Origin of the sequence: Bradyrhizobium algeriense (assembly GCF_003062295.1) — a bacterium.
GTDB classification, from domain to species: domain Bacteria; phylum Pseudomonadota; class Alphaproteobacteria; order Rhizobiales; family Xanthobacteraceae; genus Bradyrhizobium; species Bradyrhizobium algeriense.
On record NZ_PYCN01000002.1, the window covers coordinates 331,508 to 356,131 of the forward strand.

Annotated in this window: 19 protein-coding genes; 9 read left to right on the forward strand and 10 right to left on the reverse strand. The window is 62.5% G+C overall.

All coding sequences use genetic code 11. The features are described from left to right. Positions 1 to 122 precede the first annotated feature (122 nt). The 4 genes from C7G61_RS05740 (at position 123) to C7G61_RS05755 (ending at position 3,327) form a co-directional block, all read left to right on the forward strand. Entirely contained in the window at positions 123 to 893 is a 771-nt protein-coding gene (locus C7G61_RS05740; RefSeq protein ID WP_108513120.1) for an SDR family NAD(P)-dependent oxidoreductase, read from the forward strand. Between the two features lie 203 nt (positions 894 to 1,096). Then, positions 1,097 to 1,342 (forward strand): PilZ domain-containing protein, encoded by a 246-nt coding sequence (locus tag C7G61_RS05745; protein ID WP_190241681.1) that lies wholly within the window; start codon positions 1,097 to 1,099, stop codon positions 1,340 to 1,342. A gap of 336 nt (positions 1,343 to 1,678) precedes the next feature. Continuing rightward, a complete protein-coding gene (locus C7G61_RS05750) occupies positions 1,679 to 2,656 on the forward strand; it encodes a hypothetical protein (RefSeq protein ID WP_244608138.1) in 978 nt (325 codons plus the stop codon). Between the two features lie 455 nt (positions 2,657 to 3,111). Further along, positions 3,112 to 3,327, forward strand: a complete 216-nt coding sequence (locus C7G61_RS05755) for a hypothetical protein (protein WP_108513122.1) — start codon at positions 3,112 to 3,114, stop codon at positions 3,325 to 3,327. 66 nt (positions 3,328 to 3,393) lie between these two features. On the opposite strand, the gene C7G61_RS05760 is transcribed toward C7G61_RS05755, so the two are convergent. Next, positions 3,394 to 4,416: an AraC family transcriptional regulator gene (locus tag C7G61_RS05760; protein WP_108513123.1), complete on the reverse strand. Its 1,023-nt coding sequence runs from the start codon at positions 4,414 to 4,416 to the stop codon at positions 3,394 to 3,396. Between the two features lie 163 nt (positions 4,417 to 4,579). Here C7G61_RS05760 and C7G61_RS05765 point away from each other — a divergent pair, with 163 nt between their 5' ends. Next, complete coding sequence (locus C7G61_RS05765; protein ID WP_108513124.1) at positions 4,580 to 5,812, forward strand: NAD(P)/FAD-dependent oxidoreductase; 1,233 nt, start codon at positions 4,580 to 4,582, stop codon at positions 5,810 to 5,812. Positions 5,813 to 5,865: 53 nt separating this feature from the next. Here C7G61_RS05765 and C7G61_RS05770 read toward each other — a convergent pair whose 3' ends face one another. Genes C7G61_RS05770 through C7G61_RS05780 form a run of 3 tightly spaced genes read right to left on the reverse strand, consistent with a single transcriptional unit; the run spans position 5,866 to position 11,547 of the window. Next, complete coding sequence (locus tag C7G61_RS05770) at positions 5,866 to 9,282, reverse strand: error-prone DNA polymerase (RefSeq protein ID WP_108513125.1); 3,417 nt, start codon at positions 9,280 to 9,282, stop codon at positions 5,866 to 5,868. Then, entirely contained in the window at positions 9,279 to 10,862 is a 1,584-nt protein-coding gene (locus tag C7G61_RS05775) for a Y-family DNA polymerase (RefSeq protein ID WP_108513126.1), read from the reverse strand. The genes C7G61_RS05770 and C7G61_RS05775 overlap by 4 nt, the downstream gene beginning before the upstream one ends. Continuing rightward, positions 10,753 to 11,547 (reverse strand): ImuA family protein, encoded by a 795-nt coding sequence (locus C7G61_RS05780; protein ID WP_108513127.1) that lies wholly within the window; start codon positions 11,545 to 11,547, stop codon positions 10,753 to 10,755. The genes C7G61_RS05775 and C7G61_RS05780 overlap by 110 nt, the downstream gene beginning before the upstream one ends. A gap of 301 nt (positions 11,548 to 11,848) precedes the next feature. Here C7G61_RS05780 and C7G61_RS05785 point away from each other — a divergent pair, with 301 nt between their 5' ends. From C7G61_RS05785 to ppk2, 3 genes are all read left to right on the forward strand, one after another. Further along, positions 11,849 to 13,228: a UdgX family uracil-DNA binding protein gene (locus C7G61_RS05785; protein ID WP_108513128.1), complete on the forward strand. Its 1,380-nt coding sequence runs from the start codon at positions 11,849 to 11,851 to the stop codon at positions 13,226 to 13,228. A 539-nt stretch (positions 13,229 to 13,767) separates the two neighbouring features. Next, entirely contained in the window at positions 13,768 to 15,396 is a 1,629-nt protein-coding gene (locus tag C7G61_RS05790) for an inorganic phosphate transporter (RefSeq protein ID WP_108513129.1), read from the forward strand. 172 nt (positions 15,397 to 15,568) lie between these two features. After that, the gene (gene ppk2 / locus C7G61_RS05795) at positions 15,569 to 16,489 is read left to right on the forward strand and encodes a polyphosphate kinase 2 (RefSeq protein WP_108513130.1); all 921 of its coding nucleotides are present in this window, start codon (positions 15,569 to 15,571) and stop codon (positions 16,487 to 16,489) included. A 160-nt stretch (positions 16,490 to 16,649) separates the two neighbouring features. Here the strand turns inward: ppk2 and C7G61_RS05800 are convergent, their stop codons facing one another. Both C7G61_RS05800 and C7G61_RS05805 read right to left on the reverse strand, forming a co-directional pair. Next, positions 16,650 to 17,822 carry a M20 aminoacylase family protein gene (locus C7G61_RS05800; RefSeq protein WP_108513131.1) on the reverse strand — a complete coding sequence of 391 codons (1,173 nt, stop codon included), beginning with the start codon at positions 17,820 to 17,822 and terminating at the stop codon, positions 16,650 to 16,652. A gap of 178 nt (positions 17,823 to 18,000) precedes the next feature. Beyond that, on the reverse strand, positions 18,001 to 19,173 hold the full coding sequence (locus tag C7G61_RS05805; protein ID WP_108513132.1) for a M20 aminoacylase family protein: 1,173 nt from the start codon (positions 19,171 to 19,173) through the stop codon (positions 18,001 to 18,003). A 241-nt stretch (positions 19,174 to 19,414) separates the two neighbouring features. On the opposite strand from C7G61_RS05805, the gene C7G61_RS05810 reads away from it, so the two are divergent. Beyond that, on the forward strand, positions 19,415 to 21,034 hold the full coding sequence (locus C7G61_RS05810) for a GMC family oxidoreductase (protein ID WP_108513133.1): 1,620 nt from the start codon (positions 19,415 to 19,417) through the stop codon (positions 21,032 to 21,034). A 12-nt stretch (positions 21,035 to 21,046) separates the two neighbouring features. Here the strand turns inward: C7G61_RS05810 and C7G61_RS05815 are convergent, their stop codons facing one another. The 4 genes from C7G61_RS05815 to hpnO all read right to left on the reverse strand — a co-directional run bounded on the left by C7G61_RS05815 (position 21,047) and on the right by hpnO (position 24,522). Continuing rightward, positions 21,047 to 21,601 (reverse strand): hypothetical protein, encoded by a 555-nt coding sequence (locus C7G61_RS05815; RefSeq protein WP_145963558.1) that lies wholly within the window; start codon positions 21,599 to 21,601, stop codon positions 21,047 to 21,049. Between the two features lie 388 nt (positions 21,602 to 21,989). Continuing rightward, positions 21,990 to 22,256: a hypothetical protein gene (locus C7G61_RS05820; RefSeq protein ID WP_108513135.1), complete on the reverse strand. Its 267-nt coding sequence runs from the start codon at positions 22,254 to 22,256 to the stop codon at positions 21,990 to 21,992. Between the two features lie 326 nt (positions 22,257 to 22,582). Next, a complete protein-coding gene (locus tag C7G61_RS05825; protein ID WP_108513136.1) occupies positions 22,583 to 22,990 on the reverse strand; it encodes a GFA family protein in 408 nt (135 codons plus the stop codon). Positions 22,991 to 23,130: 140 nt separating this feature from the next. Then, positions 23,131 to 24,522, reverse strand: a complete 1,392-nt coding sequence (gene hpnO / locus C7G61_RS05830; RefSeq protein ID WP_108513137.1) for an aminobacteriohopanetriol synthase HpnO — start codon at positions 24,520 to 24,522, stop codon at positions 23,131 to 23,133. Positions 24,523 to 24,624 lie beyond the last annotated feature (102 nt).

A 24,624-nucleotide genomic window follows, 5' to 3' on the forward strand; every position in this document is an offset into this window, starting at 1 on the left:
CTTAACATCCCACGCAACGTAGCCCGGCGCACGCGAAGCGCAATCCGGGTAAAGCGATTTGAGCTTTCTCCCGGGTCAACTTGGCCGCTACAATGCGGCGGAATCACATAAGGAAAAACAGAATGGACTTGGGTTTGAAGGGCAGAAATGCCGTCGTGCTCGGCGGCACGCGCGGCATCGGGCGGGCGATTGCGGATACGCTGGCGGGCGAAGGCGCAGGCGTCGCGGTGTGCGCCCGCAACGCCGATCAGGTCGCCGGCAGCGTTGCCGAACTGCAGGCGATGGGCGTGAAGGCGACCGGCGCGTCCGTCGATATCACCGACGCCGCCGCATTGAAGTCGTGGATCGCCGATGTTGCACGGCAGCTGGGCAGCGTCGACATGCTGTTTTCCAATGCCGGGGCCATGGCGCAAGGCGGCGATCCCGCTTCATGGGAGCAGAACTTTCGGCTCGACGTGCTCGGCGCCGTCAACGCGTTCGAGGCCGCGCGTCCCTCGCTCGAAGCCAGCGGCGAGAAGACCGGTGACGCGGCCTTCATCATCATTTCATCGATCTCGGCGGCGCAGGCAGATAGCGCCAGCTCCTACGGCCCGATCAAGGCGGCACTGATCCACATGGCCAAGGGACTGGCGCGGCAATACGCGGGCAAGAAAATTCGCGTCAACGTGGTGTCGCCGGGCACCGTTTATTTCAGGGGCGGCATCTGGAACATGGTCGAGCAGAACATGCCGAAGCGCTACCAGGATGCGCTGGCGCGCAACCCGACCGGCCGCATGGCAACGCCGCAGGAGATCGCCAATGCCGCCGTGTTCCTGGCGAGCCCGGCCTCCTCCTTCACGACCGGTTCGAACCTCGTCGTCGACGGCGCGATCTCGAACCGCGTAAATTTCTGAGGCATATGGCAGGGTTGAGAGAGAGAGAGAGAGAGAGAGAGAGAGATCGATTTACAACTCGCGAAGCAAACCGGTAAATTTGAAACGATAAACTAAGGGAACTTTACGAAGTTACCTTCATTCTGGCGGCCTGTTTCGAAGACCCAGACGACTGGGTCCAACGACGGATGGGCAGGATGATTGTCGACGAACAAAGGACAAAGGTGCAGCGCGAACCGCGGCGCGAGCTGCGCAAACGGCCGACATGGATGACGATCGACAACGGGATCACGAAGCTTGAATGCTTCGTCCTGGACGTCTCGCCGGGCGGCGCCAAGATCGCGACCGATACTGCGCTTGATGTCAGAGACAGCTTTGAATTGGCGCTGGTGCCCGAACATACGACGCGCCAGTCGTGCGAAGTGGTCTGGCGCCGGGGCAAGACCTACGGCGTGAAATTCCTGTCCTGAGAGTCTGACTCGAAAGAGCGGCCAATGAAATGAGGCCCTCGGGCCCTTGCTCCGTCCGTCATGCCCGGCCTTGTGCCGGGCATCCACGTCTTGCTCTAACCAGAAAAGACGTGGATGGCCGGGCATAGGCTAGCGGCAGCGACGCCGTCCTTCCGGACGGCTATGCCCGGCCATGATGAAAAGTGAGTCATTTTTCAGAGATCGGACCGGCGGCCGACGTCGACCGTCGGCACACCCGCCACCTCCATCCCCTCCTGCCGACATACTCGTGATTGGCCTCGACGTATGACTGTATTATTACAGTCAGATGTCAGTTCGATTACGGCGGAGCGACGAATGAGTTTGGAATGGCAGGCACGGTCGGGTTCCCTGACCTGGTCGAATCCCGTGTCCTGGTGGTGGGGGCTTCTGACCCTGGTGAGCGGCGTCAATATCGCCGTCTGGTTCGTGCTGTATCGCGAGCTTCCCGTCTTGCCGACTGGCGCTGTCGGCAGCACGTCCGGCATCGGGGCCATGCTGCTGTTCTGTGCGGCCTATGTTTTTGGCTGCGCCTTCAGGTCGTTTCTGCCGCGCGCCGATGTTCAACGGATCTGCCTGTTCGACACCTGGTGGTCGAGCGTTCTGGTCGGACGGACGGTGGCGACCGTGGCCGAGATCTGTTTTGTGGTGCAATGGGCGATGCTCCTGCACCAACTCGGCACGATGACCGGGGCGGAAACGACCGTGAATGCCGCATGGGTGATCGTACCTCTGATCCTGATCGCGGAATGCCTCTCATGGTATGCGGTGCTGACCAGGAATTATCTCGGCAACGCCATTGAAAATTCGCTGTGGGCGGTTGCGTTCTTTATCATCGGTGCAGGTCTTTGCCGCCTGCTGCCGGAATTCCACGGCGCGGTTCGCGTGATGCTTACCATAGCCATCGCAGGCATTGCGGGCTTCCTGGCGTTTCTGATGACGATCGACGTCCCGATGTACTTGAACCGCTGGCGCACCGGCGATGCCGATGGTGACAAGCGCCTGACGCCCCGCGAGGGCCTGCGTGACGTCAGCACGCGCTGGGTGGTGACGCACGACCTGGCCGAGTGGAAGGACGAGATTGCCTGGATGTCGCTCTATTTCAGCCTGGCGGTCTGGTCGAGCCTCGCGCTGTGCGTGTTCTACGCGCTCGAAAATCATCTGCCGCAGTACCGGACCCAAACGGCGATCGTCAGCGTGTCGCCTGATGCCGCGGCTAGTCATGGTGCGATCAGCGCCGTTACGGCCGTGAATGTTTCCGCGGCAGATGCGTTGAGAAAGAACGCGGCGCCGTAGTGCCATCGCGGTTGCCCGAAAAAACTTTACGTCGCATGGTTGCGTGACGGGTGCTCGTCCGCCGCGAGGAGCAATCTCACGCACGATACATAGCAGTCACCGCACCGTGAGGATGTTTCGCCGCTCGCGAATGCATGAAATATTCCGCGCCTTGCGCGAAGCCATTTTCTCGGACCAAGAAGAAATCCCGAAACAATGTCGTCGTACCATGATCCTTTGATTAGACATGGAATCGATCATGTGGAACCTCATCGAAATATTTTACCGGGAATATTGCCTGCTCTACCGAAAACACTGCCAGGCTCGACTACGGGGGATGCGCAGGTTTCTCGCTGAAGCCAGATGAAGCGCGCGCAATCTGTCGCAGCCGGCATCTGCGGTTCCTGTGATTTGCCGACTTGCAGTGAACCGAAATCAGGAGTGATCTTGTCGGACCGCGATCGAAGGAGAAGGTTATGCAGCCATCGACAGACGATCTGCTGATACGCCAAATCAGTGCGCTGATATCTGCGACCGCCGATGCAGCGTCCACCAGCGGCGAACACACCCACTTCATGGAGGCAAGGCTATACGAGACCCTGGCTGCACATTGCGCCGAAAAGCAAAGGCTCGCAGCAGCATTTGCCGGAAGCGGAGTCGGAAAGACGAAAGGGGGATTGATCTACTGGTAGATCGGAACCAGTTGATCGGGGATCGTGGGAAAAGGCATACACCACAGGGATACCTTTTGATTGCTCTCACGCCGCGTCCGAGGGGATGCGAGTTGGCCCGTTACCTCCAACCAGATCCGATCGGGCGCACGATCGCCTGAATTGGCCCCTGAATTCTCCTGGCGGAACGCCGAACTCGCGCTTGAACGCCCGGTTGAACGCCGCCTCAGAGTCGTAGCCTACCTCGGAGGCCACCTGTATCACCGCCTCCCGGGTGGTTTGCAGCATCCTGGCAGCGAGTTGCAATCGCCAGCGCGCAAGATAGGTCAGCGGCGGCTCGCCAAGAAACCGGGAGAACCTCTCGGCAAGCACCGAGCGCGAAACGCCGGTCTCGGCGGCAAGTTGCTCCACGGTCCAATGACGACAGGGTTTTCGGTGCAGCAGCGCCAGTGCACCGCCGACGACCGGATCCCGCGCACCCGCGAGCCAGCCGGTCTGTTCCGGCGGCAACGCCTCCATGTAGCGCCGAATAGTTTCGATGAAGAGCGCCTCCGCCATCTTGGAGAGCAGGACCGCCTGTCCCGGTCGCTCCGATCCAGCCTGGGAGACCAGATGGCGAACCGAACTCTCCAGCCATTCGCCGGCTGGGTCTCCGCGCAGGTTGATCTTGATCATCAGCGGCAGCCCGGCAAGGAAAAGTCGATCGGCATGACGTTCGCAGCCGAAATAGCCGCAGACAAACCTTGTTGCCTCGCCTCCGCCGCCCAATCGCATCGTGGTCAGATGGCCGACCAAGAACTCACCGATCGAAGCTCCGCTGTCGAGGTAGGTCGATGGCGAGCCGTTCGAAACGGTGTGGGCATCGCCGTGGGGGATGATCAGGATATCGCCCGCAGCGACGGCGATGTCGTCTTCGCCCGGGAAGCGCACGACCGCCTTCCCGTCTGTGACCAAATGATAGCTGACCAGGCGCTCGGTTCCGGGAGCAAGGACGTGGGCGACGTTTTGCAGGTGCGGCACCCGGAACCCCCAGGGGGCTGTGCACTCCGCGTGGTAGAAGATGGCGCCCGTCATGTGCACCGACGCCAGGGCTTCCGATAGGGCATCCATTTCCTTGGCTCCCGAACGTGGACCCTACAGCCTGCAAAGAACCACGGAGTTTCGGCAAAGTTGCGGCTTCGGTTTCTCGCTAATCGATTGTGGGCCTCGACCGCCGCGATCAGTCAGCCTGGCTGCCATGAACCGGCTCGGAAAAACTTGCAAGGAGGTTTCGATGGGCAAGGCATTCGACGTGATCGTCGTGGGCGCGCGCTGCGCCGGTTCGCCGACCGCGATGTTGCTGGCGCGCAAGGGATACCGGGTGCTGGCGGTCGACCGCGCTTCTTTCCCGAGCGACACCGTGTCAACGCATCTCGTGCATCCCCCTGCGGTGAATGCGCTATCGCGATGGGGGCTGCTCGACCGGCTGGTGGCGACCGGGTGCCCGCCGATCCATACCTACTCCTTCGACTTCCGCGCGTTCACCATTGCCGGCGCGCCCGGCACGAACAAGGATCCCGTGGCCTACTGCCCGCGGCGGACCATCCTCGACAAACTGCTGGTCGACGCCGCTGCCGAATCCCGCGCGGAGATCCGTCAGGGTTTTGTCGTCGAGGAAATCATGATCGAAGGAGAGCGCGTCGTCGGCATCAAGGGCCGGTCGAAGCAAGGCGGCAGTGTCACGGAATATGCCGATGTTGTCGTCGGGGCCGACGGCCGGCACTCCCTGCTGAGCGAGGCGGTTCACCCCGAGCAGTACCGCGAGAAGCCGCCTCTGCTGGCGGGTTACTACAGCTATTGGCGCGGGCTGCCGACCGACGGCCGCTTCGAAACCTTTGTGCGCGACAGGCGCGCATTTGCAGCAATGCCGACCCATGACGATCTGACGCTCGTCATTGCCGGATGGCCTTACGCAGAGTTTGCGGAAAACAAGAAGGATATCGAGGGCAATTATTTGAAAGCCATCGAACAGGCGCCGGACTTTGCCAAAAGGCTGCGCAGCGCCACGCGCGAAGCGCCGTTCGCCGGCGCGGCGGTGCCGAACTATTTCCGCAAGCCTTACGGCCCCGGCTGGGCTCTCGTGGGCGACGCCGGCTATAACAGGGACTTCATAACCGCGCAGGGAATTCTCGATGCCTTTCGGGACGCCGAACTCTGCGCCGGAGCAATCGACCAATCATTGTCGGGCGCACGGCCATTCGAGGAGGCCATGTGCGAGTACCAGCACACCCGCGACGCGGCGGTCGGGGCGATGTACGATTTCACCTGCGAACTCGCAACGCTCGAGCCGCCGCCACCCGAGCTGCAACGGATTCTTGAAGCGGTTCACGGCAACCCGGCGGCCATGGACGGCTTTGCGCGTCTGAACGCCGGGACGATATCGCCGACGGAGTTTTTTGCGCCCGAGAACGTCGAAGCGATCCTTGCCGCTGCGGCCGCGAGAACGCAAAGGGCGAGTGCATCGTGAAAGCGTCAGCTTTGCGCTCCTATACTCCGATGGCCACAGCAGAAGAAATCGGCTCAATGAAAATCCCGTGACGGCGGCAGGATGCGAACGTCGCGCGGGTGGCGGATTTTTTGCGCGGGCGCGTCGACGTGATCGCGGCGGTCGTCGTTGAGCGGCTCGATCAGCGCGGGGCCGGCCGGGACGGGATGCTTGCGGCTCGGCGCATCATTGGCGAGGCCGATCAGGTCGTGGGAGCGGTCGAACATCCGCTGCGCCACCAGGTGCGTCACCTGTTCCGGGCTGCTCTGGATATAGCCCTCGACCAGAATCAGGCGGGCGCCCATCACTTCTTTCCGGTACTGCTCCATCACCTTGGGCCACACCACGATATTGGCGATGCCGGTCTCGTCCTCCAGCGTCATGAAGACGACGCCCTTGGCGCTGCCCGGCCGCTGCCGCACCAGCACCACGCCGGCGCAACGGATACGGCGCTTGTCGTTTTTGTGGTTGACGTCCTTGCAGGCGACGACGCGTTCTTTCGTAAACCTCTCGCGCAAAAACTCCATCGGGTGGCCCTTTAGCGACAGCCGCACCGTCTGGTAGTCGGCGACCACCTGCTCGGGCAGCGGCATCAGAGGCAGCGGCTTGGCGTTCTCGTCGGGCTGCTCGCGCGCGACCGCGGCTTCGAACAGCGGCAGCGGCACGTCGTCGGGCAGCCGCCGCACCGCCCACAATGCCGCGCGGCGGTCGAGCCCGATGGAGCGGAAGGCGTCAGCATCGGCCAAGAGAATCAGCGCGCGTTTTGGCAGGCCGGTGTCGCGGGCGAACTCTTCCAGCGAGGTGAAGGGACGGCGTTTACGGGCGGCGACGATGCGGTCGGCCCAGTCTCGCTCTTTCCCCACATTGTCATTCGCGCTACGTGCCCCCACGATGCGCAAGGGCGCATCGGAGAATGACAGTTGAAGTTGCTTCAGCCGCTCCTCATCCTCATCAACCCAGCTAAATCCATCGATTTGTCGGAAGCCGAGTCTTACCGCGCAGTATTTTCCCTCCCCCTCCTCCAGCGTGTTCTGCGCAAAACTAAAGGACACATCGATCTCGCGTACCTCGACGCCGTTGGTGCGGGCGTCGCCGACGATCTGCGCCGGCGCGTAAAAGCCCATCGGCTGCGAATTGAGCAAGCCGCAGCAGAACGCATCCGGGTGATAATACTTCAGCCATGACGAGATATAGACGAGCTGCGCAAAACTCGCGGCGTGGCTTTCCGGAAAGCCGTAAGAGCCAAAACCCTTGATCTGGTCGAAACAGCCTTTGGCGAATTCGGGATCGTAGCCGCGCGCGATCATGTTGCCGATAAGCTTGGTCTCGTACGTGCCGATGGTGCCGAGGTTGCGGAAGGTCGCCATCGAACGGCGCAAGCCATTGGCCTCCTCAGAGGTGAACCTGGCCGCCTCGATTGCGATCCGCATCGCCTGTTCCTGAAACAAGGGCACGCCGAGCGTCTTGTGCAGCACGCGATACAGTTCATCCGCCGGGCCATGGTCGGGTGATGGTGACGGATAGCTCACCTTTTCCTGGCCGTTTCGCCGCCGCAGATAGGGATGCACCATGTCGCCCTGGATCGGCCCCGGGCGCACGATCGCCACTTCAATGACGAGATCGTAGAAAGTGCGCGGTTTCAGGCGCGGCAGCATGTTCATCTGCGCGCGGCTCTCGACCTGGAATACGCCGAGCGATTCACCGCGGCACAGCATGTCGTAGACCTTTTCGTCGTCCTGCTCGACGCTCGCGAGTTCCCAGCGCTGGCCCTTGTGGTCGGCAATCAGATCAAAACATTTGCGGATGCAGGTCAGCATGCCCAGCGCCAGCACGTCGACCTTCATCATGCTGAGCGCGTCGACGTCGTCCTTGTCCCATTCGATGAAGGTGCGGTCATCCATCGCGGCATTGCCGATCGGCACATAGGTATCGAGCCGGTCCTGCGTCAGCACATAGCCGCCGACATGCTGCGACAGATGGCGGGGAAACTCGATCAGCTCGGTGGCGAGTTCGACCGCGAGTTCGACCATCGCATTGGCAGGGTCCAGCCCGGCCTGGCGGACCTGCATCTCGTTGAGGCCCTTGCCCCAGCTTCCCCACACCGTATCGGCAAGCGCCGCGGTGACATCCTCCGTCAACCCCAGCGCCTTGCCGACGTCGCGGATCGCGCTGCGTGGACGATAGTGGATGACGGTGGCGATGATCGCGGCGCGGTGGCGGCCGTAGCGGCGGTAGACATATTGCATCACCTCCTCGCGCCGCGAATGTTCGAAATCGACGTCGATGTCGGGCGGTTCCAGTCGCTCCTTGGAGATGAAGCGCTCGAACAACAGATCGACCTTGGTCGGATCGACCGAGGTGATGCCGAGCACGTAGCAGACGGCGGAGTTCGCCGCCGAGCCCCTGCCCTGGCACAGGATGTTCTGGCTGCGCGCATAATGGACGATGTCGTGCACGGTGAGAAAATAATGCGCGTATTTGAGCTCGGCGATCAGCGCGAGTTCTTTCCGCAGGGTGGCGCGCAGCGTGGCGGAGATTTCACCGCCGAAATATTTGTCGACACCAGCCCAGGTCAGGTCCTCCAGATGCTGCTGCGCGGTCTTGCCCGGCGGCACCGGCTCGTCCGGATACTGGTATTTGAGCTGGTTGAGCGAAAACGAAATGCGCTTGGCAAAGCGCATGGTTTCCGCGATGGCCTCGGGCAGGTCGCGAAACAGCCGCGCCATTTCGTAGGGAGGCTTCAGGTATCGCTCGGCATTGGCTTCCAGCCGCCTGCCGATCGCGTCGATGGTGGTCTTCTCTCTGATACAGGTGAGCACGTCCTGTAAGCGACGGCGGGCGGGATGGTGGTACAGCACCTCGTTGGTCGCCAGCAGCGGGACTTTTGCGGCGAGCGCCAGCCGATGTAGCTGCGCAAGACGCCGCCTGTCGTCGCCGCGGTAAAGCAGGCTCGCGGCAAGCCAGACACCGTCGGCGCGGCTGTTCTTCAGACGCGCCAGAATTGTTTGCGCGTTCGCGGCGTCGAAGCGGTGCGGCAGCGCCAGCACCAGAAGCTGGCCCTCGGCGAATTTCAGCAGGTCATCGAACCTCAGATGACACTCGCCCTTCTCGATCCGCGTGACGTCGTCGCCGCGCTTGCCGCGGGTCAGCAACTGGCAGAGCCGGCCATAGGCGGCGCGATCGCGCGGATAGACCAGAATATCGGGCGTGCCGTCGATAAAGACGAGGCGCGCGCCGATCAGGAGCTTTGGCTTGTGCGTGACCTCGGGATTATCGAGTTCCTTGTAAGCGCGCACCACGCCGGCCAGCGTGTTGTGGTCGGCAATCCCGATCGCGGGAATGCCGAGTTCGCTGGCCTGATGCACATAGGCGCGCGGATCGGAGCCGCCGCGCAGGAACGAGAAATTGGTGGTGATGCCGATTTCGGCATAATTGTCGAAGGAGCTTTTCATGCGAACAGCCCATGCACGAACCACCTGACCGGCGCGGGCTCGCCTTCCAGTTCGCTTTCATAGAGCCCGTCGCGAAAGATCCAGAAACGAAGCCCCGCTTCATCCTCGATGCGGAAATAATCCCGCGTCGGCCCATCGCCGTTCTGCTTCCACCATTCCATGGCGATGCGTTCGGGCCCCTCCACCCGCACCACCGCATGCGTCACGCGCCGCCAGGTGAACTGATGCGGCGGGCCGTCCGGCACGGTTGCAAACGGCACGTTGATGGGCTCCGGCCTGTCGAACAGCCGCAACGGCCGCAGCGGCGGCTCGCTTTCGATGCGCTCGGGCCAGGCGGCCTGCGCAGCCGTCGCCAGATGATGCTGCGCTGTTACGGCCAACACGGCGCGCTCTGGGATGTGGGTATCCTGCGGCAGATGCACGACCACGCGTTTGCCCCCGATGCGCGCAGCGATGCGGTCGATCAGCGCGGCCAGCTCGTCATTGTCATGCACGTTGGCGTCGAGGTCGCGCTGCTGCTGCACCACGATTTCGGTGCGGCTGGCGGACAGGCGAATGAGATCGAAGCCGAAGCCGGGATCGAGGGGATCGTTGAGCGCATCGAGCCGCTCGCGAAACAGGCGGTCGATCATATCAGCTTTTGTCACCGGACGGCCGGTATCGACCGGGATCGTGCGCACCGCCCCGTCGGTGCGGAAAAAACTTGCTTCCAGTCGCCGCGCGCCCTTGCCCTGCTTGTCCATCGCCGTGACCAGCATGGCAGCGAGCGCGGACAGGTTCATCGCGATCACGGTGTCGGTGGCGACCGGTTCGGGAAAGCGTTTTTCGACGATGTAATCCGGCAGCGGTTTGCGGGGACTGATCGGCGCATCGCCCTCGCCCAGCGCCTGTTCCAGCAGCGTAGTAAAACCTGCGCCGAAGCGCGCCGTGATCTCGTGACGCCCGCGCGAGGCGACGTCGCCGATGGTCTTCAGGCCCGCGCGGCGCAGGCCGCCGGTGATGGCGTCACCGGCGCCGAGCGCTGATACCGGCAATGGGCCGACGGCCTCGGCCTCCTCGCCATCGGCAACGATCTTTCCGGAAGTCTGGCGCGTCAGCGTCCGGGCGCAGATCGCGGTGTTCGCGATCGCGGCGCTGACGGCAAAGCCGCGACGGCTCAGCGCGCCGCATACGATCTGCAGCAGCGCACGCTCGCCGCCGAACAGATGGGCGCAGCCGGTGATGTCGAGATAGAGCCCATGCGGCAGATCGAGCGCCACCAGCGGAGTGAAGCGGTCGCACCAGTCGGCGATGTCTTCGAGCGTCTTGCGATCGGCGACCTCGTCGGCGTCGAACACCGTCAGTTCAGGGCAGATCGCGCGGGCATTGGCGAGCGGCAGGCCGATCGAGAGGCCGGCGTGTACGGCCAACTCATCAAGCGCATAAATCAGAATGGCGTTATGCTGCTTGGCAACGACGACGCTGGGGGTTTTATCCAGCGCGTCGCCGCTGCCCGAAAGCTTGCGCTTGATGCGGTCGATGGGCAGGCGTGGCAGCCACAGGCTGAGGATACGTCGCCGGTTCTCTGAAAAGGCACTCATCACATTTCCATTCCATGATCCAGCGGCCGACCGGGCCATGACGGTTACGAACCAGCTGCGCGTCGAAGACGGGCGCGCCCCAAGCGTGCCAGGGAGCCAAAGGCGGCGAATGCGCCGCGCGCACGATCCATCGGGTCTCCGCCGTCGAGGGCCGCGGCTCCGCCGCCATCCGCAGCAGCAATGCGGTGACGCCGGAGGCTGCCGCGGCCAGTGTGAGTTTGCGGCTGGCGACGAGATCGAGCTGGCGGGCCTGCCCCCAGACTTCCAGCACGACGGCGCCGAGCGCATCGCAGGCCAGCGCGTCGGCGGCGGTCCGCAACGCGGCGTCGGTGTCCGGCGCGCGCACGGTCACGAGCAGCCGCGGATCGAGACCCAACTCGCGAAGCCCGTTCATCGACAGCGCGCCGGATTCAATTTCCGAAAAATCCTGCCGCACCCAGACCAGCGGCCGGCGCGGCGACACTCTTCCCGCGAGGCCAGCGATGAACCCCGTGGCCGCCGCGCTCTGATGGCCCTCGGCGAACACTTCATGCACCGCTGCGACTGCAAGACCGCCGCACAGCGTCGTATCCGCGGCCGCATGGCCAAGCGCGACCTTGTTGAGGTCATGCGCATCGCCATGCGTCTCGATCCGCTCGATGCTCCCGCGCAAATTCGCAAGCGTGCTTGTGCGTGCGGTGCTCATGCGCCGCTCCTCAGAAATTTTGGCCTTACCGCTTTTTCCTAGTGAACCCGCGGCTGGCTCATTTGTTCATGATATGTTCTAATATAAAGCTAACCAGCCCGGCAGAGTCAATCGGGATCGACGCCTTGGCGATTCATGAATGGAATCAAAGGGATTCAACGATGGCCGTGCAACGTAAGCTGGAAATCCTGGCGGATGCCAACCCCGCACGCGGCATCCCGAGAAGAAAGGCGCTGCCGAGCACTTGCGAGCCTCGAAGGATGACAGGAACGCGGCCAAGCTGAGTACGTGGAGTAAGCAAATGCACCACATCACCCTCGACAGCGAAACCGATTTCGATGGCTGGCGGAAAGCCGCCCGCGCACTGGCACTGGGCGATGTAAAACCCTCCGATGTGAGCTGGCGCGTGGCGGGCGATGCGCCCGAACCGTTCGAGCCGGCGGCGGCGCCGCTCGAGCCGCCACATGGCACGTTCAACGTACCTGCCAAATTCGTTGAACTGGCTGAAGTCGCGGTCCTGCACCGCAACCCTGAGCGGTTTGCCCTGCTCTACCGTCTGCTGTGTCGGTTGCGAATTCATCATGACCTGCTTGAACTCGCAACCGATCTTGACGTGGCCGAGGTCGCCGCGATGGCAAAGGCCGTGCGCCGCGACGAGCACAAGATGCACGCCTTTGTCCGCTTCCGCGAAATCGGCCGCGAGCACAAATCGCACTTCGTCGCCTGGTTCGAGCCGGAGCATCATATCGTCGAACTGGCCGCGCCGTTCTTCGCGCGGCGCTTCGCCGACATGCCCTGGTCGATCCTGACGCCTGACGTCTGCGCGCATTGGGACGGCCATGCCGTCTCGATCACACCCGGCGTCGCCAAGAGCGAAGCTCCGACCGCGGATCGGCTGGAGGAAACCTGGCGGAGTTATTACGCCAGCATTTTCAATCCGGCCCGGCCGAAAGTGCAGGCGATGGGTAAGGAGACGCCACGGAAATGCTGGCGGAACCTGCCGGAGGCCTCGTTGATTAACTCCCTGAAACCACCCAAAGCAAACGACACGGCGAGCGAAATGGCCCGCAAACAGGCTGACGATATTGAGATGCTGCGCGAGGAAGCCGCCGATTGCCGCGCCTGTCATCTCTACAAGGATGCGACGCAGACCGTGTTCGGCGAAGGCCGGCAAACAGCGCGGATCATGCTGGTCGGCGAGCAGCCCGGCGACAAGGAAGACCTCGCCGGAAAACCGTTCGTCGGGCCCGCGGGACAAATGCTCGACCGCGCGCTGGAAGAGGCCGGGATCGACCGCCGCACGGTCTACGTCACCAATGCGGTCAAGCATTTCAAGTTCGTGCCGCGCGGAAAGATCCGACTGCACCAGAAGCCGAATACGCCGGAGATCAAGGCGTGCCGGCAATGGTACGAACGGGAACTGGCCGCGATCAAACCCGAGTTGGTGGTGGCAATGGGCGCTACCGCAGCGCAAAGTGTGTTCGGGAAAATTACCCCGATCAACAAGAACCGCGGCCGCCCGATCGATCTCGACGACGGCACCAGGGCGCTGGTGACGGTGCACCCGTCCTATCTGTTGCGATTGCCGGACGCCGAGGCCAAGGCGCGGGAATACCGGCGCTTCGTCCAGGACCTCAAAATAGCCGCCGACGTGCTGCGAAAATCAGCACATGCGGCCTGAATTCCGCCAATCCGGCAGCCGCAATTACTGGTGAAATATAACGGGAAAAATTGACAATTCCATCTGCAACCATTAATTGATAGAAGACACAATCGCATTCTCAAGGGAATGTGGGACGTCTGGTCACGCCATGACGCTCCCATACGGTCGACGCGCTGCGCGGTCCACTTCAGCCCCGGCGCCGTGCAGCGCGCGACCCACTCTTCCGCCGCGAAGCCGACCATACGAGAGGCGACGGCATAGAGGAAACGGTGAGAGGTAGCGGCGCGCAATCCCTCGGCCGCACGCGACCGGAATAGTTCAATCCGCATTGATTCAACCCGCATTGATAAGGACGGGAACTGCGTCATCGCGCGGCACCGCCTCGCCAATGGCCCAACGATTCCAAGGAGAAGCATCCGGCGCCAAGGCATTCGCCCGCGCCGACGCGCCTTGCATCGTCTGCCCCCAGGCCGAGCCAATCGCTGCCTGTCATCCAACCTTCAAGTCCCTCAGTCAAAAATGCTCCCTCAGTCAGTTTATTTCGGCGGGGTGTCAGAATGACCGATGTTGCTCTCAATTCATCGATGGGCGACACGGCGCCCGTCCAGCCGGACTCGCGGCCGAACCTCGACAAGGGTTTCAATCCGCTGACCATGATCCTGTTCTGCGGCATCCTCGCCGCCGGGCTGCTGTACGTCGCCTACAGCATCTACGCCGACATCGACGCGACCGGCATGCGAGTCACCGCCTACCTGCCCTATATCCTGCTGTTCGTGGCGCTCCTGATCGCGCTCGGCTTCGAATTCGTCAACGGCTTCCACGACACCGCCAACGCGGTCGCGACCGTGATCTACACCCATTCGCTGCCGGCGGAATTCGCCGTGATGTGGTCGGGCTTCTTCAATTTCCTCGGCGTGCTGCTCTCCTCCGGCGCGGTCGCCTTCGGCATCGTCTCGCTGCTGCCGGTGGAATTGATCCTCCAGGTCGGAAGCAGCGCCGGCTTCGCGATGGTGTTCGCGCTGCTGATTGCCGCCATCGTCTGGAACCTCGGCACCTGGTATTTCGGCCTGCCGGCATCTTCCTCGCACACGCTGATCGGCTCGATCATCGGCGTCGGCATTGCCAACGCGCTGATGCGCGGCCGCGACGGCACCTCGGGTGTCGACTGGACCAAGGCGACCGAGATCGGTTACGCGCTGCTGCTCTCGCCGCTGTTCGGCTTCTGCATGGCAGCGATCCTGCTGCTGGTGCTGAAGTTCGTCGTCCGCAATCCGGCGCTGTATGCCGCACCCGAAGGCGACAAGCCGCCGCCGCTGTGGATCCGCGGCGTCCTGATCGCGACCTGCACCGGCGTCAGCTTCGCGCACGGCTCCAACGACGGCCAGAAGGGCATGGGCCTGATCATGCTGATCCTGATCGGCACGGTGCCGACCGCCTACGCTCTGAACCGTGCCCTGCCGGAATCCCAGGTGGTGCAGTTCCAGAAGACCTCGGAAGCCGCCTCCAGGATGATCGCCGCCAAGGGCGCCGGCCATAGCATCATCGGCGACCCGCGGCCCGCGGTGACGCAATACGTCGCCGCCCGCAAGATCAGCGAAGGCACCTATCCCTCGCTGGCCGTGCTGGTGAAGGACGTCGGCGACCAGGTCCAGAAGTACGGCTCGCTGAACAAGGTGCCGGCGGAAGCCGTCGGCAACACCCGTAACGACATGTACCTGACTTCGGAAGCGATCCGCTTCCTGATGAAAGACAAGGAAAACGACCTGAACAAGCAAGAGGTCGACATCCTCAAGGCCTACAAGGGCTCGCTCGACTCAGCCACCAAGTTCATCCCGATCTGGGTCAAGATCGCGGTGGCGATCGCGCTCGGGCTGGGCACCATGATCGGCTGGAAGCGCATCGTCATCACCGTCGGCGAGAAGATCGGCAAATCGCATCTGACCTATGCGCAAGGCGCGTCCGCCGAACTGGTTGCCGCCTCGACGATCGGCGTCGCCGACGTGTTCGGCCTGCCGGTTTCCACCACCCACGTGCTGTCATCCGGCGTCGCCGGCACCATGGCAGCCAACGGTTCCGGCCTGCAGATGGCGACCATCCGCAACCTGCTGATGGCATGGGTGCTGACGCTGCCGGCCGCGATCTGCCTGTCGGCAGGCCTCTACGTGCTGTTCTCGAATCTGTTCTGAGTATCGGCGGTGCGATCGGGTCGCTGCCATGCGGGCAGCCTCGACAGGTAGCGGAAGGCCGGAACCAAACTCCGGCCTTTTGCTTTCCGCAAAGTGCCCTGACCGATGATACGGCAGGACATCGACGTTCACACACCATGCGAACCCAACAGTTCTGCAGCTGGAGCCCGCCATGACCAAAAGGCCCCCGAATGGCACCATCCACGACCGCATTCAGGCGGAAATGCTGGACGGTTTCGATGAAGAACTGGAACTCGAAATCGACGACGATCGTCTCGATGCGCTGACTAATGAATTTGCCGACCATACGGCAGAAGAGACGATCGATCGGCGCATCTATTTCAAGGAATTATTCCGCCTGCAGGGCGAACTGGTGAAACTGCAGACCTGGGTGCAGGACCAACGGCTCAAGGTGGTCGTGATTTTCGAGGGCCGCGATTCCGCCGGCAAGGGCGGCGTCATCAAGCGCATCACCCAGAGGCTCAATCCCCGGGTCTGCCGTGTCGCGGCGCTTCCGGCGCCGAACGAGCGCGAACGTACGCAGTGGTATTTCCAGCGTTACGTTTCGCATTTGCCGGCCGGCGGCGAGATCGTGCTGTTCGACCGTAGCTGGTACAACCGCGCCGGCGTCGAGCGCGTGATGGGCTTCTGCACCGAAGACGACGTCGAAGAATTCTTCCGGTCGGTACCGGAATTCGAGCGCATGCTGGTGCGCTCCGGAATCATCCTCATCAAGTACTGGTTTTCCATCACCGATGAAGAGCAGTATCTGCGCTTCATGATGCGGATCCGCGATCCGCTCAAGCAGTGGAAGCTCAGCCCGATGGATGTGGAATCGCGCAGCCGCTGGGAGCAATACACCAAGGCCAAGGAAGCGATGCTGGAGCGTACCCACATTCCGGAAGCTCCCTGGTATCTGGTCGAGGCTGACGACAAGAAGAAGGCACGACTGAACTGCATCGCGCATCTGCTCGAACAAATTCCCTACCAGGAAATCAAGCGCGAGCCGGTGGTGCTGCCGCCGCGGGTTCGCAACCCGGAATATAGCCGCGGGCCGATTCCGCCCGAAATGTACGTGCCGGCGCGCTACTGACCGCCGCCGAACCGTAGACGGTGCCGCCTGAGGCGTCCTATCGGCATCTCAAGTCACGGCTTAGCGGCAAATAAAGAAGGCCTGTACTGGGGATACAGGCCTTCGTTGATGTGCATTCGAACTTCACATGCGATGGAAGTTCAAGAGAGAAGCAAGGGCGCTACGCCGCGGCCAGCTTGTTCTCGACCAGCTTGATCCAATACGAGGTGCCGTACACGATCGCCTCGTCGTTGAAATCATAGGCGGGGTGATGGAGTCCTGCGCTGTCGCCATTGCCGCAGAAGATGAAGGCGCCCGGCCGCGCCTCCAGCATATAGGAAAAATCTTCCGCGCCCATCAGCGGCGGCATCTCGTGAACGTTCTGGGCGCCGGCCACTTCCTTGGCCACCTGCGTAGCGAAGTCGGTCTGCTCGGCGTGGTTTTTGGTGACGGGATAGCCGCGCTCGTAGACGAGATCGACCTTGGCGCCGGTCATTTTGGCTACGCCCTCGCACACCTCGCGGACGCGCCGCTCGACCGTTTCGCGCACTTCCGGCGTCAGCGTCCGCACGGTGCCGCGCAGCTCGGCGGTCTGCGGGATCACGTTGCGCGCGTTGCCGGCATGGAACTCGCAGATCGAGATCACGGCCGAGTCCAGCGGATCGATGGTCCGCGCCACGATCGATTGCAGGGCGGTGATCAACTGCGAACCGACCAGCACGGAATCGATGCACTTGTTCGGGCGCGCGGCGTGGCCGCCGAGCCCTTCGATCTTGATGTCGATCGAGTCGGTCGCGGCCATGACAGGACCGGGGCGGATGGCAAAGGAGCCGACCGGAATCCCCGGGCCATTATGCATGCCGTAGACCTGCTCGATGCCAAAACGGTCCATCAGACCGTCCTTGATCATGGCGGCGGCGCCCGCACCGCCCTCCTCGGCCGGCTGGAAGATCACGACCGCGTCGCCGGCGAAATTCCTGGTCTCGGCGAGATAGCGCGCGGCACCCAAAAGCATCGCGGTGTGGCCGTCATGGCCGCAGGCATGCATCAGGCCCGGCGTCTTGGAGGCATGGGGAAGGTTGGTCGCTTCCTCGATCGGCAACGCGTCCATGTCGGCGCGAAGCCCGATCACCTTGATCTCGCCCTTGCCGGGCTGCTTGCCCTTGATGACGCCGACGACACCGGTGCGGCCGAGGCCCGTAGTCACCTCGTCGCAGCCGAATTCGCGCAAGCGGTCTGCTACGAATGCTGCAGTGCGGTGGACTTCATACAGCAATTCGGGATTTTCATGGATATCGCGGCGCCAAGCCTGGATATCGGGTTGCAGATCGGCGACGCGGTTGACGATGGGCATGGGACTTTCTCGAACCTCAGGTTGGAACAGTAACGCCTCTGTAGCATGCAAGCGACGGTCCACCCAGCACGCTGCCGCAGAGCCCCCATCCATCCGGCAGCTTGACCGACCAGGGCTGGAAAGCCCGGCGAAGCCCTTGCCCAGCGAAGCCTTCAGCCCAGCGAAGCCTTGGGCGGCCTCACGCGGCCAGCGTGTTCTCGACCAGCTTGATCCAGTAAGAGGTGCCGAACACGATCGCCTCGTCGTTGAAATTATAGGCGGGGTGATGCAGCCCTGCGCTGTCGCCGTTGCCGCAGAAGATCAGCGCACCCGGCCGCTGCTCCAGCATGAAGGCGAAATCTTCGCCCGCCATCAGCGGCGGCATCACCTGCACATTGGCATCGCCGGCGATTTCGCGGGCTGCCCGCGTCGCGACATCCGTCTGCTGGACATGATTGACCGTTACCGGATAGCCGCGATCGTAGGTCAGATCGATCCTGGCGCCGGTGACCTGCGCCACGCCGGCGACGACCTCGCGGACCCGCCGTTCCACCATCTTCCGCACGTCGCCGTTCAGGGTACGGACGGTGCCCGCCAGCTCGGCGGTGTGCGGGATCACATTGCGGGCGTGGCCGGCGTGAAACTGGCACATCGAAATGACAGCCGATTCCAGCGGATCGACGCTGCGCGACACGATCGACTGCAGCGCCGTGATCAACTGCGCGCCCACAAGGACGGAATCGATGCATTTGTTCGGATGCGCGGCGTGCCCGCCCCGCCCCTCGATCTTGATGACGACGGCATCGCCTCCGGCCATGATCGGACCGGGCCGCAGCGCGAACGAGCCGACCGGAATGCCCGGGCCGTTATGCATGCCGTAGACCTGCTCGATGCCGAAACGGTCCATCAGCCCGTCCTTGATCATCGCAACCGCGCCCGCGCCGCCCTCTTCGGCCGGCTGGAAGATCACGACCGCATCGCCTGCGAAATTGCGGGTCTCGGCGAGATAGCGCGCCGCCCCCAACAGCATGGCGGTGTGACCGTCATGGCCGCAGGCGTGCATCAGGCCCTTCGTTTTGGAAGCGTAAGGCAGATCGGTCGCCTCCTCGATCGGCAGCGCGTCCATATCCGCCCGCAGCCCGATGACCTTCACGTCGCCGTTGCCGACGGGCCGGTTGCCCTTGATGACGCCGACGACGCCGGTGCGGCCCATACCGGTAATAACCTCGTCGCAGCCGAATTCCCGCAAACGGTCCGCGACCAATGCCGCAGTGCGGTGCACGTCGTAGAGCAGTTCCGGGTGTTCATGAATATCCCGGCGCCAGGCCTGGATGTCGGGTTGAAACTCGGCGACGCGGTTGACGATGGGCATGGAGATAACAGGCTTTCCGGATTTGAACGCTTCTGTCCCTGTAGCATGCAAGGGGCGGTCCAACCAACGCACCCTGACGGCACACCCTCCCGCCTCGCAGTCATGGCCGGGCTTGTCCCGGCCATCCACGTCTGACTAATAAACGACCAGGAAAAGACGTGGATGCCCGGAACATCTGGCGCGAAGACGCGCTTCGCGCTTTTGTCCGGGCATGACGGCGTCAACGGGTGGAAACTGAGAAATGCCGAAACGGCTTGAAGGCGATTTCGACTATATCGTGGTTGGCGCGGGAACAGCCGGCTGCATCATGGCCAACCGCCTGTCGGCCGATCCGAAAAACCGCGTGCTGCTGCTGGAAGCCGGCGGCAACGACAACTGGATCTGGTTTCACATCCCGGTCGGCTATCTCTTTGCGATCGGCAATCCCCGTTCGGACTGGATGTTCAAGACCGAACCGGAGCCCGGGCTCAACGGAAGGGCACTTGCCTATCCACGCGGCAAGGTGATCGGCGGCTCTTCCGCCATCAACGCCATGATCTCGATGCGTGGACAGGCCGCCGATTACGATCACTGGCGGCAGCTCGGCATGACCGGCTGGGGCTATGACGACGTGCTGCCGCTGTTCAAGCGGCTAGAGGATCATTTCCTGGGCGAGAGCGAACATCACGGCACCGGCGGCGGCTGGCGGATCGAAGCGCCGCGGCTGTCCTGGGAGGTTCTCGACGCGGTCGGCGACGCCGCCGAGGAAATGGGCATCAAGCGCATTGCCGATTTCAACACCGGCGACAATGAAGGCATCAGCTATTTCCACGTCAACCAGAAGCGCGGCCGGCGCTGGTCTTCTGCGCGCGGCTTCCTCAAGCCGGTGCTGAACCGCGGCAACCTGCGACTGGAAAAGCATGTGCTGGTCGACCGGCTCATCATCGAGAATGGCCGCACCGTCGGCGTGTGCTTCATCCAGGGCAATGAAGTGGTCGAGGCGCGCACCAAAGGCGAAGTCGTTTTGTGTGCGGGATCGATCGGATCGACGCAGGTGCTGCACCGGTCCGGCATCGGGCCGGCCGACTGGCTGTCGCCGCTCGGCATCGATGTCGCGCTCGACAAGCAGGGTGTCGGGCGCAATCTGCAGGACCATCTGCAGCAGCGCGCGATCTACAAGGTTTTTGGCGTGCGCACGCTGAACGAGACCTATTACAATCTGATCCGGCGCGGCATGATGGGGCTCGATTATGCCTTCCGCCGCCGCGGGCCGCTGACAATGGCGCCGTCGCAGCTCGGCATCTTCACGCGCTCCGATCCACGCCGCGAGCGCGCCAATATCCAGTTTCACGTGCAGCCGCTGTCGCTCGACAAGTTCGGCGATCCCCTGCATCGCTTTCCCGCGATCACCGTCAGCGCCTGCAACCTGCAGCCGACCTCGCGCGGCACCGTGCGCATCCGCTCGGCGAAACCTGACGAGACGCCATCGATCGCGCCGAATTATCTCTCAACCGACGACGACCGCCAGGTCGCGGCCGATGCCATCCGCACCACGCGACGGCTGATGAAGCAGAAGCGGCTCGAACGATATCATCCGCAGGAATATCTGCCCGGTCCCAGCGTGGGCGACGACGACGCCTCGCTGGCGAAAGCCGCCGGCGATATCGGCACCACGATCTTTCATCCGGTGGGGACGGCGAAGATGGGCACGGCGAGCGACTCGATGGCGGTGGTTGACGAGCGGTTGCGGTTCTATGGGATTGCCGGGTTGCGCGTCGCCGATGCGTCGGTGATGCCGACCATTACGTCGGGCAATACGAATACGCCGACGGCGATGATCGCGGAGAAAGGCGCCGAGATGATTCTGGAGGATGCGAGGTAGCACCTTGCGGAATTACCTCTTCGCATCCTTGGCCCCAATTTTTGCGTGCACGCGCGCTGAAAGCGCAAGATCATCGTTGGTGGCGTACAATTCCAGGAAAGGAATGGTCGTCCTGACGACAATCCGATCCCGCCACTGATCGATCAGTTCGGCCAGCTCCCTTGTTTCCAGCGGATCGAGTTCTTGGCGCATATGATAGTATCCGACAAGGTAGAGTTTCGTCGGCGACACGCCGATACTCTTTTGCACCAGCGCAAACGCATCGTCGCCCCCGATCTTCTGCGGGTAGACCGGAAAATAGATACGACCGGTATTCCTGGTGCCCAGAAACGGCCCTTTCAAGCAAACGGATATCGGGCCGATTTGATCCAGCAGATCCTGGACCACCGCAGCATAGCGATCGAGATCGGTCTCCGGAATGCCGCTGGCAAGCGTTGCATGTAACTGTAACCGGCGGCGTTCGCAGATTTCCCACGCAATCTTTGGCGCGAAGCGCGACGACTTCATGGCCAGCTCAAGCGCCTGAACCTGGTCGGATTCGAGAAAGGCGTCCGCGGAAATTGGCATCACCAGCGCATGGCGCGTCTTCTCATAGGTACCGTTTCGATAATCGCGCCCGTCGACCTCGCTGATGACGGCAGGATGTCCGGCATTGACAAGCGGAAGATGCGCAAGCCTGTATCCCTCGTCGAAGACGACATGTTCGCCAGGCTGGAATGTCTTTCGCGCCGACCGATAGGCCATCATCGAGTCGTCGCAATAGGCTATGGGTGGCATATGTCTCCGCTCCGCCGTCGGATCGCTCTTGATTTACGCCGACTCCCATACAGAAGGAAAGCGGCAGCGCGCTATGTTTGCGGCGGATAGCAGTCGAATGTTGGGAGTTCGCACGCGCGCTCCATCCAGTTCTGCGAGGTAGCCCGCTTCATTGAACAGAGCGAACGACACGCTCGCGTTATTGCCCCCTGCGATAATGGCGCGGTGCGACCGGCCTCTGCCGCAGTTGCGGCGCGGGCACAGCCTCGCCGTAATAGGCGTTGGAATCGTAATAGGCATTGGATCGATCGAACGGTCGATAGGTTGGCCTGCCCCCGAGCACGTCGGCGTTGGGATGATAGAACGCAAAAGCGCCCGGCTCCTGAATCGCGGCCTGCGCGAACACGGGCGTTGCGATCGCGGTCATCAGAAGCGCGGCGGCGAGTGTTGGGATCGACTTGGTCATCGGAGATCCTCTTTGTCATGAAGTCACTCCGCCCAATTGGGTATCGCAACGCAAAAGCGGATAGCCGCGCGACGGCCCTCACCGCGATTTGAAAAACCGTGTTTGAATATGCCCGACAGCGTGAACGTGCGGAATATCCTCGGCCGCAAAATGCGCAGAATATTCGTCCACAAATGAAACGATCGGCAGCAGCGCTTTTCGCTATTGAGGAGATGTAGCCCGGATGGAGCGCAGCGTAATCCGGGGAAAAATCTGTCGGCCGGCGAGACACCCCGGATTGCGCTGCGCTCCATCCGGGCTACGGCATCTGGGCTTGCTTCAAGCCGCTACGCCTGCGGCGGATAGCGCTCGAAGGTGGGCAGTTCGTGCGCGCGCTCCATCCAGCGAATGCGCTCTGCGGTCTGGATGTGCACCATGGCCGGAACGGCGTCGGGATCGTCGTAGGTCGCGCTCTGGATATCGACGATGCCGGGCAACACATTCGCATTGGTGTAGAAGAGACCCGTGCCGCAGTTCGCGCAGAATTGCCGCCGGCCATGTTCGGAGGATTCGTAGACCTTGGGTGTCCCCTTCGTCACCTTGAGCGCGTCCTCCGCATACATCGACCAGCCGACCATCGGCGCGCCGGCGTGGCGCCGGCAATCCGCGCAGTGACACAGCGCATGAACGATCGGTTCGCCCTCGACCTGATAGCGGATCGCGCCGCAATGACAGCCGCCGGTGATGTTGACCATGTTCGTTCTCCGAAGACAGGAGCTCTGGAGCATGTAGCCCGGATGAAGCGCAGCGCAATCCAGGAAAAAATCTGTCGGCCGGCGAGACACCCCGGATTGCGCTGCGCTCCATCCGGGCTACGGGGCTACGGGGCCTGTGCTTACGCCGACTTCCGCACCGCGTTGTCGACCAGCGTCTTGCCGAGCGACCAGATCGCGCCGGGGACCTTGTGGCTGGCGGCGATGACGTCGTCGAAAGACTTTTCGATCCAGCTGCAGTCTTCTTCCGTGATCACGAGCGGCGGCAGCAGCTTGATGGTGTGGCTGCCGTGGCCGGAGACTTGCGTCAGGATCTTGTGATCCTTGAACAGCGGCACGGTGATGAGCTGGCAGAACAGGCCCTTGTTGGCGGTCTCCAGCAGATTCCAGGATGCCTTCAGCCGCAGCGATTTCGGCGGACCGAACTCGATGCCGATCATCAATCCCTTGCCACGCACTTCCTTCAGCAATTCATAGCCGGGCACCATCCGCGTCAGCGCGAGGCGAAGTTCGGCGCCGCGCTTGGCGGCCTGCTCGACCAGTTTTTCGTGCTTGATCACGTCGAGCGTCGCAATGCCGGCGGCCATCGCCAGATCGTTCTTCGCAAAAGTCGAGCCGTGCACGACCGCGCGGTCCATTTGGTTGAAGATCTTGTCGAAGATACTCTTGCGCGTCAGCAGCGCGCCGACCGGGACATGGCCGCCCGACAGCGCCTTCGCCAGCAGCACCATGTCCGGCTCGACATTCCAGTGCTCGACCGCGAGGAATTTTCCGGTGCGGCCGACACCGGTCTGGATTTCGTCGGCTATGAATATCGTGCCGTATTTCTTGCAGAGCGCGGCGGCGCCCGGCAGGAACTCGTCCGTGGGCAGGTTGACGCCCTTGCCCTGGATCGGCTCGACGATGAAGGCTGCGACCTGACGTGACGACAACGCCTGCTCCAGCGCTGCAAGATCGTTGAAAGGAATCTGCGTGCATCCCGGCAGCAGCGGCTCGAATCCGCTGCGGAAGTTGGCGTCGTCCATCAGCGACAGCGCGCCGTAGGACAGGCCGTGGAAGGAATGCGAGCAGGAGACGATGCCCGGGCGGCCGGTCGCGCCGCGCGCGAACTTGATCGCGGCCTCGACGGTCTCGGCACCGGAATTGGCGAAGAACACCTTGTCCAGATATGGCACATGTTCGAGCAGGCGTTCCGCCAGCACGCCCGCGAGCGTGGACACATCAAGTTGAACCAGATTGGGAAAATCGCTGTCGAGCACGCTTTTCAGCGCCAGACGCAACGCCGGATGATTGCGGCCAATCGCAAAAACGCCAAATCCGCTCAGTAGATCGAGATAGCGGGCGCCGTCCCGATCGAACAGGTATTGACCTTGACCCTTCTGAAAGCCCACATCGTAGCCGATGGTCTTCAGCACCCGCACGAGCTGCTCATTCAGGTGGCGCGCATGCATGGAACTGCGCTGCGCCTGCCGCTCTTCAAACAGCCCGGAAACGTCTAGATATGAACTTGGCATTCGCTACATACGTCGGTTGATGGCCGTTTCGTCAACTGAAAACACTCAATGCGGCGTTTTGACCCCCGCATTGGATCAACTTACTTAAACACAGGTCTGAAC